Genomic DNA, 13,988 nt, shown 5'->3' on the forward strand with positions numbered 1-13,988 from the left:
CCCACCATGAAAGACATCCTGGTTCTCTACTACAGTCACCGGGGCGCCGTGCGGGCCCTGGCCGAGCAGATTGCCCGAGGCATAGACAGCGTGCCCGGCACCCAGCCCCGGCTGCGCACCGTGCCCAAGGTCTCCACCCTGTGCGAGGCCAGCGCCCCGCCGGTACCCGACAGCGGCGCCCCCTACGCGGAACTCCAGGACCTGGAGGAATGCGCCGGCCTGGCCCTGGGCAGCCCCACCCGCTTTGGCAACATGGCCGCCCCCATGAAGTACTTCTGGGACGGCACCATCACCGCCTGGCAGAACGGCAGCCTGGCCGGCAAGCCGGCCACGGTATTCACCTCCAGCGGCAGCCTGCACGGGGGCAACGAGACCACCCTGCTGACCATGATGCTGCCCCTGCTGCACCACGGCATGGTGCTCATGGGCCTGCCCCATGGCTGGCCCGAGCTGGCCGCCACCCGGGATGGCGGCACCCCCTACGGCGCCAGCCACGTGGCCGGCCCCCAGGGCAGCCCGGTGCTCAGCCCCGAGGCGGCCCGGCTGGCCTTCCTCCAGGGCCAACGCCTGGCCCAGCTCACCCTGAAGCTGGCTTGAAGCCCCCCCAACCCCACCGGAACCCTCCATGCTCAAACGCCTGCAACTGGCCGCCAGCGCCAGCCTGATTGCCCTGATCTTCCTCTGCCTGCTCTGGGAACTGTGGCTCGCCCCCCTGAAACCCGGCGGCTCCTGGATGGCCGCCAAGGCCTTCCCCTTGCTGCTGCCTTTGTTCGGCATCCTGAACGGGCGGCGCTACAGCTACCAGGTCAGCTCCCTGCTGGCCCTGCTCTACCTGCTCGAAGGCAGCGTGCGCGCCACCAGCGACACGGGCCCCAGCCAGTGGCTGGCCCTGGCGGAAACCCTGCTGGCCCTGGTGTTCTTCTGCAGCGTCGTAGCCTACGCCCGCCTCTCGGCCCCGAGCCGCAACAAGAGCGCCAGCTCCTCCGGGTCCTGAGCTAGGCGGGAGCAAACCACAAAAAAACGCCGGGACCCGCCCGGCGTTTTTCATCGGCGCGCAAGCAGGCTTACACGTCGCCCTGGGGATTCACCTTGCCGCTGCAGGAGTGCAGCTTGTTCAAAGCGTTCAGGTAGGCCTTGGCGGAGGCCACGACGATGTCGGTATCCGCCCCCTGGCCATTGACCACTCGACCGCCCTTGGAGAGACGCACGGTGACCTCGCCCTGGGCGTCGGTGCCGGTGGTGATGGCATTGACCGAGTACAGCAGCAGTTCGCCGCCGCTCTGCACCATCTGCTCGATGGCCTTGAAGGTGGCGTCCACGGGCCCGGAGCCATCGGACTCGGCCTTGCGCTCCAGCCCTCCCACGGTCAGGGTGACCCGGGAATGGGGCACCTCGCCGGTCTCGGAACAGACCTGGGAGTAGATCAGCTTGTAGTGCTCCTGGGCCGGGGTGACGGTCTCGTCGGAAACCAGGGCCTGGAGGTCCTCGTCAAAGATTTCGTGCTTCTTGTCCGCCAGCTCCTTGAAGCGGGCGAAGGCCGCGTTCAGGGCCTCGTCGCCTTCGAGCACGATGCCCAGCTCGGACAGCCGGCTCTTGAAGGCGTTGCGACCTGAATGCTTGCCCAGCACCAGCTTGTTCTGGGTCCAGCCCACGTCTTCGGCGCGCATGATCTCGTAGGTTTCCCGGTGCTTGAGCACGCCGTCCTGGTGGATGCCGGATTCGTGGGCGAAGGCATTGGCGCCGACGATGGCCTTGTTGGGCTGCACCGGGTAGCCGGTGATCTGGGACACCAGCTTGGAGGCGGGCACGATCTGGGTAGTGTCGATGCGGGTTTCCACCGGGAAGATGTCGGGCCGGGTGCGCACCGCCATCACCACTTCTTCCAGGGAGGCGTTGCCGGCCCGTTCCCCCAGGCCGTTGATCGTGCATTCCACCTGGCGGGCGCCGGCCAGCACGGCCGAGAGGGAGTTGGCCACGGCCAGCCCCAGGTCGTTGTGGCAGTGCACGGACCAGACTACCTTGTCCGAGTTGGGCACCCGGGCGATGACCTGGCGCAGGGTCTCGGCGAACTGGTTGGGGAAGTTGTAGCCCACGGTGTCGGGCACGTTGATGGTGGTGGCGCCGGCCTTGATCACTTCCTCGAAGATGCGGCAGAGGAAATCCAGCTCGGAACGGCCCGCATCCTCGGCGGAGAACTCCACGTCGTCGGTGTATTGCCGGGCCCAGCCGATGGCCTTGACCGCCTGCTCCACCACCTGGTCCGGGCTCATGCGCAGCTTCTTTTCCATGTGGATGGGGCTGGTGGCAATGAAGGTGTGGATGCGCTTTTGCGCCGCCGGCTGGATGGCCTCACCGGCCCGCTGGATGTCCTTCTCGTTGGCCCGGGCCAGGGAGCAGACGGTGGATTCCCGGATGCTCTCGGCGATGGCGCGGATGGCGTCGAAGTCGCCGGGGGAGGCGGCGGCGAAGCCGGCCTCGATCACGTCCACCCGCATCTTTTCCAGCTGCCGGGCGACGCGGATCTTCTCCTCCTTGGTCATGGAGGCGCCAGGGCTCTGCTCCCCATCCCGCAGGGTGGTGTCGAAAATGACCAAACGATCTTTCATGTCTTGCTCCAGAGTTCTAGACGGGGACCGGCGGCGGACCGGCCCTTAGTGGCCGGCCGGCTTCCTGCGCAGGAACTGGAGCAGGGAAAGCACGTAACCGGACAGGGCGTAGATGCAGAACAGCCCGAACAACACGCCGGGGGGATAGGTGGACACCAGCACGAAGGCCAGGACCAGGGCGGCCACCACGATGAAGGGGACACTCTTGCGCAGATTGATGTCCTTGAAACTGTAGAAACGGAAGTTGGTGACCATGGTCACCCCGGCAAAGATGGTGATGACCAGGGCAAACCAACGCATGTCTTCGCCGCCGACGCCGAAGTCCATCATCACCCAGACGAAGCCGGCCACCAGGGCCGCTGCCGCCGGGCTGGGCAGCCCCTGGAAATAGCGCTTGTCGATCACTTCCAGGGTGGTGTTGAAACGGGCCAGGCGCAGGGCGGCGCCAGCGCAGTAGACGAAGGCGGCGATCCAGCCCAGGCGTCCCATGCCGGTCAGGGCCCACTCGTAGATCACCAGGGCCGGCGCAACGCCGAAGCTGACCATGTCGGAGAGGGAGTCGTACTCGGCGCCAAAGGCGGACTGGGTCCGGGTGAGCCGGGCCACCCGACCATCCAGCCCGTCCAGGACCATGGCGATGAAGATGGCCACGGCGGCCTTCTCGAAACTGCCCTGCATGGCCTGCACGATGGCGAAGAAGCCGAAGAACAGGGCGGCGGTGGTGAACAGGTTGGGGAGCACATAGATGCCCCGCCGACGCAATTCAGGATTGAACAGGGCTTTTCTGGGTTTGATTTCCGGCATGGGCGATATCAGGCAAGTTCGGCGAGCAGGGTGCTCGAAGCATACACTTTTTCACCGATCACGACCTTCACCTTGGCATCCAGGGGCAGGTACACGTCCACCCGGGAGCCGAAACGGATGAAGCCGTAACGCTGGCCCCGGGCCAGCTGCATGCCGCCATCCATGTAGTTGAGGATGCGCCGGGCGATCAGGCCGGCCACCTGGACGCTGGTCACGTCCTGGCCTTCGGGCGTCTTCAGGTGCATGGCGCAGCGTTCGTTCTCGGTGGAGGCCTTGGCCAGGTCCGCATTGACGAACTTGCCGGGGCTGTACCAGACCTCCTGAACCACTCCATCCACGGGGGAGCGGTTGGAGTGCACGTTGAACACGTTCATGAACACGCTCACCTTGATGGCGCGGCGCTTCAGGTAAGCGTCCTCGGTCTCCTCCACGGCCACGATGCGGCCATCGGCGGGAGAAACGACGCTCTTGGGACCGGTGCCGGCAATCTGCCGGGCCGGATCCCGGAAAAACTGGATGACGAACAGGAGCCCCAGCCACCAGGGCAGGGCCACCCAGGTTCCAAGCAGGACCTGGACACCGACGGCGCCCACGAGCAGGAGAATCAGGAAGGGCCAGCCTTCCTTGGCGATGATGGGGTGGGGATAGTTGTTCATGGTTTCCCTATGGAGAAACGACTCGCCCGGAGGGCATCCGGGCGAGTCTGGGGGGCCGGGGCCAGAGGCCCCTGGGCAGGCGGAAATTCAGGCCAGCGCCATGGCCCCTGCTGGTTGTGGCGCTCAGTTCTTGGACTGGTCCACCAGCTTGTTCTTCTTGATCCAGGGCATCATGTCGCGCAGCTGGCCACCGACGGTCTCGATGGGATGCACGGCATTCAGGCGGCGGCGGGCGGTCATGCTGGGGTAGCCGGTACGGCCTTCCAGGATGAACATCTTGGCGTATTCGCCGGTCTGGATGCGCTTCAGGGCGTTGCGCATGGCTTCCCGGGATTCGGCGTTGATGACTTCGGGGCCGGTCACGTACTCGCCATACTCCGCGTTGTTGGAGATGGAGTAGTTCATGTTGGCGATGCCGCCTTCGTACATCAGGTCCACGATCAGCTTCAATTCGTGCAGGCACTCGAAGTAGGCCATTTCGGGAGCGTAGCCGGCTTCCACCAGGGTCTCGAAGCCCATCTTCACCAGTTCCACGGCGCCGCCGCAGAGCACGGCCTGTTCGCCGAAGAGGTCGGTTTCGGTCTCTTCACGGAAGTTGGTTTCGATGACGCCACCCTTGGTGCCGCCGTTGGCAGCAGCGTAGGACAGAGCGATGTCCTTGGCCTTGCCGGTCTTGTCCTGGTACACGGCGATCAGGGAAGGCACGCCGCCACCCTTCAGGTACTCGGAGCGCACGGTGTGGCCGGGGCCCTTGGGGGCGACCATGATCACATCCACGTCATCGCGGGGCACGACCTGGTTGTAATGGACGTTGAAGCCGTGGGCGAAGGCCAGGGCGGCACCCTTCTTCAGGTTGGGGGCCACTTCCTCGTTGTAGACCTGGGGAATGTTCTCGTCCGGCAGGAGGATCATGACCACGTCGGCGCCCTTGACGGCCTTGGCGATCTCTTCCACCTTCAGACCGGCGGCTTCAGCCTTCTTCCAGGAAGCGCCATCCTTGCGCAGACCCACGGTGACCTTGCAGCCGGAATCCTTCAGGTTCTGGGCGTGGGCGTGGCCCTGGGAGCCGTAGCCGACGATGGTGACCTTCTTGCCCTTGATCAGGGAGAGATCGGCGTCCTTGTCGTAATAAACTTTCATGAAATCCTCTTTCCTTGCAGATAGTTAGACTTTGAGAATACGGTCACCGCGACCGATGCCGGAAACCCCGGTACGTACGGTTTCCAGGATCAGCCCGGCATCCAGGGCGTTGATGAAGGAATCCAGCTTGGCGCTGGTTCCCGTCAATTCGATCACATAGGTGGATTCGGTCACGTCGATGATGCGGCCGCGGAAGATGTCGGCCATGCGCTTCATCTCCTCCCGGTCCTTGCCGGTGGCGCGCACCTTGATCAGCATCAGCTCCCGCTCCACGTGGGCGGCTTCGGAGAGATCCACCACCTTGACCACGTCCACCAGCTTGTTCAACTGCTTGGTGATCTGTTCCAGCACCTCGTCGGAACCCCGGGTGACGATGGTCATGCGGGACAGGGAGGCATCCTCGGTGGGGGCCACGGTCAGGGTTTCGATGTTGTAACCCCGGGCCGAGAACAGGCCCGCCACCCGGGACAGGGCGCCGGCTTCGTTTTCCAGCAGGATGGAAATAATGTGTCGCATGTTCGCTCTCTCCCCTTACAGATCTTCGGCCAGGATCATTTCGGTCAGCCCCTTGCCGGCCGCCACCATGGGGAAGACGTTGGCGGTGGGGTCGATGATGAAGTCCATGAATACCAGGCGGTCCTTGTATTCGGTGAAGGCCTTCCTCAAGGCCGGCTCCACGTCCTCGGGCTTCTCGATCTTCATGCCCACGTGGCCGTAGGACTCGGCCAGCTTGACGAAATCGGGCAGGGAAGTGACGTAGGACTGGGAATAGCGCTTGGAGTAGAACATCTCCTGCCACTGGCGCACCATGCCCAGCATGCCGTTGTTCAGGTTGATGATTTTCACCGGCAGCTCGAACTGCTTGCAGGTGGACATTTCCTGGATGCACATCTGGATCGAGCCTTCACCGGTGATGCAGGCCACCGGGGCTTCGGGATTGGCAAAGCGCACGCCCATGGCGTAGGGCAGCCCCACCCCCATGGTGCCCAGACCGCCGGAGTTGATCCAGCGGCGGGGCTTGTCGAACTTGTAGTACTGGGCGGCAAACATCTGGTGCTGACCCACGTCGGAGGTGATGAAGGCCTCGCCGCCGGTCACCTCGTAGAGCTTTTCGACCACGAACTGGGGCATGATCAGGTCGCTCTGCTTGTAACGCAGGCTGTCGCGGCCGCGCCAATCGTCGATCTGCTTCCACCAGTCGGCCAGGCCGGCATCGGCCTTGAAGCCCTCATCCAGGAGCTTGAGCATCTCGTCCAGCACGTCGGGCACATTGCCGACGATGGGCACATCCACCTTGACCCGCTTGGAGATGGAAGAGGGATCGATATCGATGTGGATGATCTTGCGCTGTTCCTCGCCGAAATGCTCGGGATTGCCGATCACCCGGTCATCGAAACGGGCACCGATGGCCAGGATCAGGTCCGCGTAGTGCATGGACATGTTGGCCTCGTAGGTGCCATGCATGCCCAGCATGCCCACATTCTGACGGTCCGTGGCGGGATAGCCCCCCAGGCCCATGAGGGTGTTGGTGACGGGGAAACCCAGGCGGCGGGCCAGCTGGGTCAGCTTCTCGGCCGCATCGGAGAGGATCACCCCGCCGCCGGTGTAGATGATGGGGCGCTTGGCTTCCTGCAAGAGCTGCACGGCCTTCTTGATCTGCCCCAGATGCCCCTTGACCACGGGGTTGTAGGAGCGCATCTGGACAGCCTTGGGGTAATCGAACTCGCACTTGTTGGCGGTGATGTCCTTGGGGATGTCCACCACCACGGGGCCGGGGCGGCCGGTGGTGGCGATGTGGAAAGCCTTCTTCAGGGTGACGGCCAGGTCCTTGACGTCCTTGACCAGGAAATTGTGCTTGACGCAGGGGCGGGTGATGCCCACGGTGTCGCATTCCTGAAAGGCATCCTGGCCGATGTAGTGGGTGGGCACCTGGCCGCACAGCACCACCAGGGGCACGGAATCCGAATAGGCCGTGGCAATGCCGGTCACCGCATTGGTGACACCCGGACCGGAGGTCACCAGGGCCACCCCCACCTTCTGGGAAGAACGGGAATAGGCGTCAGCCGCGTGCACCGCAGCCTGCTCGTGGCGTACCAGAATATGCTTTACCTGATCCTGCTTGAAAAATTCGTCATAGATGTGCAGGACGGAACCGCCGGGATACCCGAAAACATGTTCCACCTTTTCTTCCTGCAGGCACCTGATTACAATTTCTGCGCCGGTAATCATCATGGCTACGCCCATTCAGCTGGTTGCTTGAAAACCCGCAACGTTAATCGACCGCCGACCATTGGTCAAGGCGTGACCGCAAAACCCCAATAACAACAAGGCTTTCAAGAGGTTTTCCCCTGGCCACAGCGAAGCAACTTTCCGACTTTCTCGTCAGCACTGAAAAACGTGCCTACAAGCAGGCCCTGTTCGCCACCCGCGATGAGGACGCCGCTCTGGACATCGTCCAGGACAGCATGATGAAACTGGCCGACCGTTACGGGAACCGCCCCGAGGAGGAACTGCCCCTGCTGTTCCAGCGCATCCTGCAGAACTGCATCCGGGACCATTTCCGGCGCAGCAAGGTGCGCAACATGTGGACAACCCTGCTGTCGGCCTTCGGCGGCAACAAGGACGATGAGGACCGGGACCCCCTGGAGAGCATCGCCGACGACCGCCCCGGCTATCTGGCCAGGACGCCGGAAGAACAATTGAGCCAGGGACAAACCCTGCAAATCATCGAAGCCGAAATATCCAGGCTTCCGGCACGTCAACGGGAAGCCTTCCTCATGCGTTACTGGGAGGACATGAACGTCGCGGAGACAGCCGCAGCCATGGGCTGCTCCGAGGGGAGCGTCAAGACCCATTGCTCGAGAGCCACACACGCACTGGCCGCTGCACTGGAAAAACGGGGGATACAGCCATGAACGACCAACAATTGATCACCACCTTGCGCCAGCATCTGGACGAAGGACTGGCCGACCTGCCCGACCGGGTGCAGGACCGCCTGGCCATGGCCCGGCAGAAAGCCTTGCAACAGCGCCGCGAAAGCCGCCGTCAGGGCTGGCTGCTCGGTCACGGCCTGCTGCGCCCGGCCCTGGCCACCGCCATCCTGGTGGCCGCCCTGGGCCTGACCGACTCCTATCTGCAGGGCCAGAACGAAATCAGCGACATGGCCGCCGTAGACAGCGACCTGCTGATCGACGACCTGCCTCCCAAGGCCTTCTCCGACCCCGGCTTCCGCGCATGGTTAGAAGAATCCTCCGAGGGCTGATCCTCGCCATCCTGCTGGCCAGCAGCAGCGCCTGGAGCACTACCCAGGGCCCCAAGGTCGTGCCGCCCCAGCCCGGCTGGTCCCAGCTGACCCAGGAGCAGCGGCGCATTCTCGCCCCCCTGGCGGACAGCTGGGGCAACATGGAAAACTACCGACGCCAGAAATGGCTGGACATCGCCAAGCGCTACCCCCGGCTCAAGCCGGAAGAACAGGCCCGGATGCAGCGGCGCATGCAGGAATGGCACGCCATGCCCCCGGAAGACCGGGTCCGGGTGCGCCAGCAGTATCAGGAATTCAAGCGCCTGCCCCCCGAAAAGCGGGATGAGGTCAAGGCCAAGTGGGAAACCTACAAGCAGCTACCGGAAGAAGAAAAATTGCGCCTGAAACAGAAATCGGAGGCAAAATCCGGTCCCTCCGACCGAAACATTCGCGCCAATCCATGACCGGAAGCCCCCTCTATCCCAGCATCCCCCGCCGCCTGACCTCCATGGTGTACGAGAGCCTGCTGCTGTTCGGCCTCGTGGCCGTCGGCTTCATCCTGCCCCACGCCCTGCTCGGCACCCTGGCCCAGGTCGTAGCCCCTTCCTGGGTGGTGCGCACCCACTTCATCCTGCTGTTGATGCTCTACTACGTCTGGTTCTGGCTCAACGGCGGCCAGACCCTGGCCATGAAGACCTGGAAAATCCAGGTACAGGACCGGTCCGGCGCCCCCCTGCGCCCGCTTCAGGCCGTCCTGCGCTATCTGGCCGCCTGGCCCAGCCTGCTGTTTTTCGGTATCGGCGTGTTCTGGGCCCTGTTCGACAAGGACAGGCAATTCCTTCACGACCGCATCGCCGGCAGCCGCCTCATCCTGATCGCCCCGGAGCAGAAACCCGCCAAGTCCTGAGAGAACCCTCAGCGCCGCTCCACCCACCACAGCATGCCCAGCGCTGCCAGCAGGAACAGGGCCGAAGGCGCCAGGGCACTGGCCAGGGGAGGCCAGGAATGAATCACCCCGAGGCTGGAGAAGAGGCCATTGAGCATGTGGAACAACACCCCCACCATGACCCCCCCGAAAATCTGCAGGCTGACGCCCCCCATGCGGCTGTGGGTGTAACCGAAGGGTAGGGCCAGGGCCACCATCACCAGGGCCGCCATGGGATAGAAGAATTTCTTCCAGAGGGCGATCTCGTAACGCTCGGTCTTCTGGTTATTGGTCCACAGGTGGCGCAAATAGGTCACCAGACTGATCAGGGACATGCGCTCCGGAGCCACCATCAGCACCGAGATGATCTCCGGCGTCAGGGCCGAACTCCAGCGCAACTCCGCCTCCCGCTCCACCCAGGCCCGGGGCTGGGCCTGCCCCCGGGCATCCTCCAGGACCGTGCGCACCACCTCGTTCAGCTGCCAGAACCCGGGCTCCAGAAAAACCCCTTCCCGGGCTTCCATCACGAATTGCAGGCGATTCTGCTCATCGAACTGGTAGACGCGCAGCTGCTCCAGCCGGGCGTCAGGGGTGGCTGAACGGATATTCACGAAGGAGCGTCCATCCTTGACCCAGAGGCCGGAACGGAACTCCTTGGCCACCACATTGCGGATCGCCTTGACCCGCATCTCCTGGGCCGTGCGCTCCGCCGGCGGCACCACGCTCTCGCCCAGCAGCAGAGCCCCCAGGGCAAACAGGCCCGCCACCTTGAAAAGCAGCAGCAACAGCTGCCGGGTCGTCATCCCCGAAGCCCGCAGCACCGTGATTTCCGAATGCCGTGCCAGACTGGAAAGGGCATACAGGGCCCCGATCAGGGCGGCAATGGGCATCAACTCGTAGATCCGCCCCGGCAGGCGCAGCCCCACGTAGGCAAAGGCATGGCCGACACCGAACTCGCCCCGGCCCACGTCCTTGAGACTTTCGATCAGGTCGAAGAAGCCATACAGGGCCACCAGAGCCGCCAGCACCAGCAGGATGGCCGCCAGGAGCTCCCGGGCAATGTATTTCTCGTGGATTTTCATGGGGTTTTACGCCGCCAGAAGGCGAACACCGCCAGCCTTTGGTGGAATAGGGCTGCCAACACCAGGAGCATGAACACATGGGGCGCCCACACCGCCACTTCGAAAGGCAGCTGCTCCCGGGCCACCCAGGCCTGGCTGATGGACAGCAGATTGTTGTAAAGGGTGAATACCACGATGGACAGCAGCATGTTCATGGAACGGCCGGCCCGGGGATTGACGAAAGACAGGGGAATAGCCAGCAGGGCCAGCAGCAGGGCCGACAGGGGCAGGCCAAAACGCCACAGGACCTCGCCCTGCTCGCGCACCCCGTCCCCCTGCAACAGATCCCAGAGGGGCATGGTTTTAGGGGTACGCTCGGCCGTGCGCACCTCCGCATCATGGATGCGCACCCCGTAACGCTCGAACTCCATGACCCGGAACTCCGGCGACCCGGGCTCCACCTCGTAGCGATGCCCCTGATTCAGCATAAGGAAACGGTCCCCGTTGGCCACGATTTCCTGGCGGCCCGAATCGGCCATCACCACCCCCAGGCGTCCTTCCTGAACCGTGGTGACAAAAACGTTCTTCACATACCCGGCATCCTCGGCAACCCGCTCCACGAACACGATGCGCCCCCCGGAACTGGCCTCCTGGAAGGCACCAGGGGCAATCTGGGAGGTATCACTGCGGGCATCGAGCTTGCTCCGGTATTCAGCGCTCTTGGACAGGGCCCAGGGCGACAGGAACAGGGAAAGAGCCGCGACCGCCACCACGATGGGCAGGGAAAAATGAAAAACGGGGCGTAACCAGGCGGTCAGGGGCAAACCGGAGGAAAACCACACCACCATCTCGGAATCCCGATACGCCCGGGTCAGCGGCAGCAGGATGGCCATGAACAGGGTGAGGGAAAGCAGGATGGGCAGGTAATTGAGGGCAGCAAAACCCAGCAGGGCCACCACTGCCTCGGGTGCCAGGCGCCCCCCGGCCGCCTCGTTGAGCAGGCGGATCAGCTGGGTGGATACCAGAATGGCGAAAAGTGCGACAAAAACACCCGCTGCTGCCTGGGCGAATTCACGCCGCGCGGCGCGCTCGAAGATCATCTTTTGACTTCGGTGAAAAAATGCAGGGATAATCGCCGCAGTCGTCGAAAATCACGCGATAAGGAGCGGCGAGTGGAATTTAGCATAAAAAGCGGAAGCCCGGAAAAACAGCGCAGCGCCTGCGTCGTGGTGGGCGTGTTCGAACCCCGCAAGCTGACCCTGCCGGCAGAGCTGCTGGACAAGGCGGCCAAGGGCTATATCTCCGACATCATCCGGCGTGGCGACATGGAAGGGAAATCCGGCACCACCCTGCTGCTCCACAACGTACCCGGCTCCCTCTGCGACCGGGTGCTGCTGGTGGGCCTGGGCAAGGAAAAGGAGTTCCGGGAAAAGGAATACTGCGACGCCATCCGCACCGCGGTGAAAACCCTCAACGAAACCGGCGCCTTCGACGGCACCCTGTTCCTCACCGAAACCGGCCCCAAACGCCGCGGCGTCGCCTGGCGCATCCGCCAGGCCAGCATGGTCGCCCAGGAAGCCGTGTACCGCTTCGACCAGTACAAGAGCAAGAAGGCGGAAATCCGCCGCCCCCTGCGCAAACTCACCTTTGCCGTGGAAAGGCGCAATGAGCTGCCTCCGGCCGAGGAAGCCCTGGCCCAGGGCAATGCCATCGCCGAGGGCATTGCCCTGGCACGCAATCTTGGCAACCAGCCCGGCAACGTATGCACCCCCAGCCATCTGGCCGAACAGGCCCAGCAGATGGCCCAGGAAACCGGCATGAGCTGCCAGGTGCTGGAACGGGAGGAAATGGAAGCCCTGGGCATGCACTCCCTGCTTTCCGTGGCCAGGGGCTCCCGTCAGGCGCCCAAGTTCATCATTCTGGAGCATAAGGGCGGCAAGGTCGGCGACAAACCCCTGGTGCTGGTCGGCAAAGGCATCACCTTCGACACCGGCGGCATCTCTCTCAAGCCCGCCGCCGACATGGACGAGATGAAGTACGACATGTGCGGCGCCGCCGCCGTGCTCGGCACCATGCAGGCCGCAGCCCGCATGGCCCTGCCCGTCAATCTCGTCGCCTTGGTGCCCAGCTGCGAGAACATGCCGGGCGGCAACGCCTCCCGCCCCGGGGACATCGTCACCTCCATGTCCGGCCAGACCATCGAGATCCTCAACACCGATGCCGAAGGGCGGCTCATCCTCTGTGACGCCCTCACCTACGCGGAACGCTTCGAACCGGAGGCCGTGATCGACGTGGCCACCCTGACCGGCGCCTGCGTCGTGGCCCTGGGCCATGTGGCCACCGGCCTGTTCGCCAACGAGGACAGTCTGGCCCGGGAACTGCTGACAGCCGGCGAAGAAGCCCATGACCGGGCCTGGCACATGCCCCTCTGGGACGATTACCAGGACCTGCTCAAGAGCCCCTTCGCCGACATGGGCAATGTGGGCGGCCGCTGGGGCGGCGCCATTACCGCCGCCTGCTTCCTGTCCCGGTTTGCCAAGAAGTATGAATGGGCCCACCTGGACATCGCCGGCACCGCCTGGAAATCCGGCTCGGACAAGGGCGCCACCGGCCGCCCCGTGTCCCTGCTGGCCCACTACCTGCTGAAGCGCACGGAAAAACTCCATTGAGCCGTCCCCCCGCCCCGTGACCAAGGTCTTCTTCTATCACAACGTCCAGGACCGGCTGGGGGCGGCCTGCGCCCTGGTCAGCAAGGCCTACGCCCAGGGCAAGGACTTCACCGTCTATGCACCGGACCCGGAGCGGGCCCAGGTGCTGGACCGGCTGCTGTGGACCCAGCCCCCCCTGGGATTTCTGCCCCACTGCCGGGCCGACTCCCCCTTGGCCGCCGAAACCCCGGTCCTGATCGCCAGCCGGCTGGACGCCCTGCCCCAGGATCAGCGTCTGCTCAATCTGGCCGACGACATTCCCGCTGACTTCGACCGCTTTGCCAGCCTCATCGAAGTGGTCAGCCAGTCGGAAGAAGACCGCCAGCAGGCCCGCCAGCGCTTCCGGCAGTACAAGGAGATGGGCTGCGAGATTCAGTCCACCGACATGGCGGGGCGCTGACCATGCAGGAAATCACTCCACCCTCCTACCCGCCCCTGGATGACGTGGTCTCCCGGGCCGACGCCTTCATGCAGCGCCAGCGCCCGGCCCCCCAACCTCCGGCCCCACCGCCCCTGGAAGACGACGACCTGCCCGTCCTCACCGACGTGGTCAACCTGGATAGCCCGGCCCCCCAACCCCACCTGCAGCAAGCCCTGCCCGACCTGGAAGCCCTGGGCCAGGAACTCTCCGCCGCCATCCAGAAACGGCTGCAGGCGGAGATTCCCACCCTGGTGGAAGCCGCCATGCACGCGGCCCTGGCCCAGATCAGCCAGGACATCCGCCTGGGCCTGGAGGAAACCACCCAGAGCGCCATCCGGGACTACATGCAGGGCCTGCCCCGCTAGACCGAGCAGTCCAGCCTCAGCCGCCGGCTCCGAGCCGGTATAATCGCGGGTTTTCTGCCTT

The 13,988-nt window shown here is 64.2% G+C and carries 18 protein-coding genes; 10 read left to right on the forward strand and 8 right to left on the reverse strand.

Going from position 1 to position 13,988, the window contains the following annotated elements; all coding sequences use genetic code 11:
• Positions 1 to 6 precede the first annotated feature (6 nt).
• Both wrbA and G474_RS0109050 read left to right on the forward strand, forming a co-directional pair.
• Positions 7 to 597 carry an NAD(P)H:quinone oxidoreductase gene (gene wrbA, locus G474_RS0109045; RefSeq protein WP_026686686.1) on the forward strand — a complete coding sequence of 197 codons (591 nt, stop codon included), beginning with the start codon at positions 7 to 9 and terminating at the stop codon, positions 595 to 597.
• 28 nt (positions 598 to 625) lie between these two features.
• Positions 626 to 994 (forward strand): DUF2069 domain-containing protein, encoded by a 369-nt coding sequence (locus G474_RS0109050; RefSeq protein ID WP_026686687.1) that lies wholly within the window; start codon positions 626 to 628, stop codon positions 992 to 994.
• A 70-nt stretch (positions 995 to 1,064) separates the two neighbouring features.
• On the opposite strand, the gene G474_RS0109055 is transcribed toward G474_RS0109050, so the two are convergent.
• The 6 genes from G474_RS0109055 to ilvB form a co-directional block, all read right to left on the reverse strand.
• Positions 1,065 to 2,606 (reverse strand): 2-isopropylmalate synthase, encoded by a 1,542-nt coding sequence (locus tag G474_RS0109055; RefSeq protein ID WP_026686688.1) that lies wholly within the window; start codon positions 2,604 to 2,606, stop codon positions 1,065 to 1,067.
• A 45-nt stretch (positions 2,607 to 2,651) separates the two neighbouring features.
• Positions 2,652 to 3,410: a CDP-diacylglycerol--serine O-phosphatidyltransferase gene (pssA, locus tag G474_RS0109060; RefSeq protein ID WP_026686689.1), complete on the reverse strand. Its 759-nt coding sequence runs from the start codon at positions 3,408 to 3,410 to the stop codon at positions 2,652 to 2,654.
• 8 nt (positions 3,411 to 3,418) lie between these two features.
• Positions 3,419 to 4,066 (reverse strand): phosphatidylserine decarboxylase, encoded by a 648-nt coding sequence (locus G474_RS0109065; protein WP_026686690.1) that lies wholly within the window; start codon positions 4,064 to 4,066, stop codon positions 3,419 to 3,421.
• Positions 4,067 to 4,189: 123 nt separating this feature from the next.
• Complete coding sequence (ilvC, locus tag G474_RS0109070; RefSeq protein WP_026686691.1) at positions 4,190 to 5,206, reverse strand: ketol-acid reductoisomerase; 1,017 nt, start codon at positions 5,204 to 5,206, stop codon at positions 4,190 to 4,192.
• 24 nt (positions 5,207 to 5,230) lie between these two features.
• Positions 5,231 to 5,722: an acetolactate synthase small subunit gene (gene ilvN / locus G474_RS0109075; protein WP_026686692.1), complete on the reverse strand. Its 492-nt coding sequence runs from the start codon at positions 5,720 to 5,722 to the stop codon at positions 5,231 to 5,233.
• Positions 5,723 to 5,737: 15 nt separating this feature from the next.
• A complete protein-coding gene (gene ilvB, locus G474_RS0109080) occupies positions 5,738 to 7,387 on the reverse strand; it encodes a biosynthetic-type acetolactate synthase large subunit (protein WP_245589333.1) in 1,650 nt (549 codons plus the stop codon).
• Here ilvB and G474_RS24145 point away from each other — a divergent pair.
• From G474_RS24145 to G474_RS0109100, 5 genes are read left to right on the forward strand one after another with little or no spacing between them, the layout of a single operon-like run.
• A complete protein-coding gene (locus G474_RS24145) occupies positions 7,274 to 7,528 on the forward strand; it encodes a hypothetical protein (RefSeq protein ID WP_245589337.1) in 255 nt (84 codons plus the stop codon). The genes ilvB and G474_RS24145 overlap by 114 nt on opposite strands.
• 26 nt (positions 7,529 to 7,554) lie before the next feature.
• Positions 7,555 to 8,121 carry an RNA polymerase sigma factor gene (locus tag G474_RS0109085; protein ID WP_026686694.1) on the forward strand — a complete coding sequence of 189 codons (567 nt, stop codon included), beginning with the start codon at positions 7,555 to 7,557 and terminating at the stop codon, positions 8,119 to 8,121.
• A complete protein-coding gene (locus G474_RS20260; RefSeq protein WP_043463814.1) occupies positions 8,118 to 8,468 on the forward strand; it encodes a DUF3619 family protein in 351 nt (116 codons plus the stop codon). The genes G474_RS0109085 and G474_RS20260 overlap by 4 nt, the downstream gene beginning before the upstream one ends.
• A complete protein-coding gene (locus G474_RS20265) occupies positions 8,441 to 8,911 on the forward strand; it encodes a DUF3106 domain-containing protein (RefSeq protein WP_084513682.1) in 471 nt (156 codons plus the stop codon). The genes G474_RS20260 and G474_RS20265 overlap by 28 nt, the downstream gene beginning before the upstream one ends.
• Positions 8,908 to 9,354: an RDD family protein gene (locus G474_RS0109100; RefSeq protein WP_026686695.1), complete on the forward strand. Its 447-nt coding sequence runs from the start codon at positions 8,908 to 8,910 to the stop codon at positions 9,352 to 9,354. Before G474_RS20265 ends, G474_RS0109100 begins: the two co-directional genes overlap by 4 nt.
• Before the next feature lie 8 nt (positions 9,355 to 9,362).
• On the opposite strand, the gene lptG is transcribed toward G474_RS0109100, so the two are convergent.
• Both lptG and lptF read right to left on the reverse strand, forming a co-directional pair.
• Positions 9,363 to 10,454: an LPS export ABC transporter permease LptG gene (lptG, locus tag G474_RS0109105; protein ID WP_026686696.1), complete on the reverse strand. Its 1,092-nt coding sequence runs from the start codon at positions 10,452 to 10,454 to the stop codon at positions 9,363 to 9,365.
• Positions 10,451 to 11,533 carry an LPS export ABC transporter permease LptF gene (gene lptF, locus G474_RS0109110; RefSeq protein WP_026686697.1) on the reverse strand — a complete coding sequence of 361 codons (1,083 nt, stop codon included), beginning with the start codon at positions 11,531 to 11,533 and terminating at the stop codon, positions 10,451 to 10,453. The genes lptG and lptF overlap by 4 nt, the downstream gene beginning before the upstream one ends.
• Before the next feature lie 72 nt (positions 11,534 to 11,605).
• On the opposite strand from lptF, the gene G474_RS0109115 reads away from it, so the two are divergent.
• Genes G474_RS0109115 through G474_RS0109125 form a run of 3 tightly spaced genes read left to right on the forward strand, consistent with a single transcriptional unit; the run spans position 11,606 to position 13,927 of the window.
• Entirely contained in the window at positions 11,606 to 13,102 is a 1,497-nt protein-coding gene (locus tag G474_RS0109115) for a leucyl aminopeptidase (RefSeq protein ID WP_026686698.1), read from the forward strand.
• 16 nt (positions 13,103 to 13,118) lie between these two features.
• Positions 13,119 to 13,541, forward strand: a complete 423-nt coding sequence (locus G474_RS0109120; protein ID WP_026686699.1) for a DNA polymerase III subunit chi — start codon at positions 13,119 to 13,121, stop codon at positions 13,539 to 13,541.
• A gap of 2 nt (positions 13,542 to 13,543) precedes the next feature.
• Positions 13,544 to 13,927: a hypothetical protein gene (locus G474_RS0109125; RefSeq protein WP_026686700.1), complete on the forward strand. Its 384-nt coding sequence runs from the start codon at positions 13,544 to 13,546 to the stop codon at positions 13,925 to 13,927.
• Positions 13,928 to 13,988: the final 61 nt, after the last annotated feature.

This window comes from Azovibrio restrictus DSM 23866, from assembly GCF_000429665.1.
Taxonomy (GTDB): domain Bacteria; phylum Pseudomonadota; class Gammaproteobacteria; order Burkholderiales; family Rhodocyclaceae; genus Azovibrio; species Azovibrio restrictus.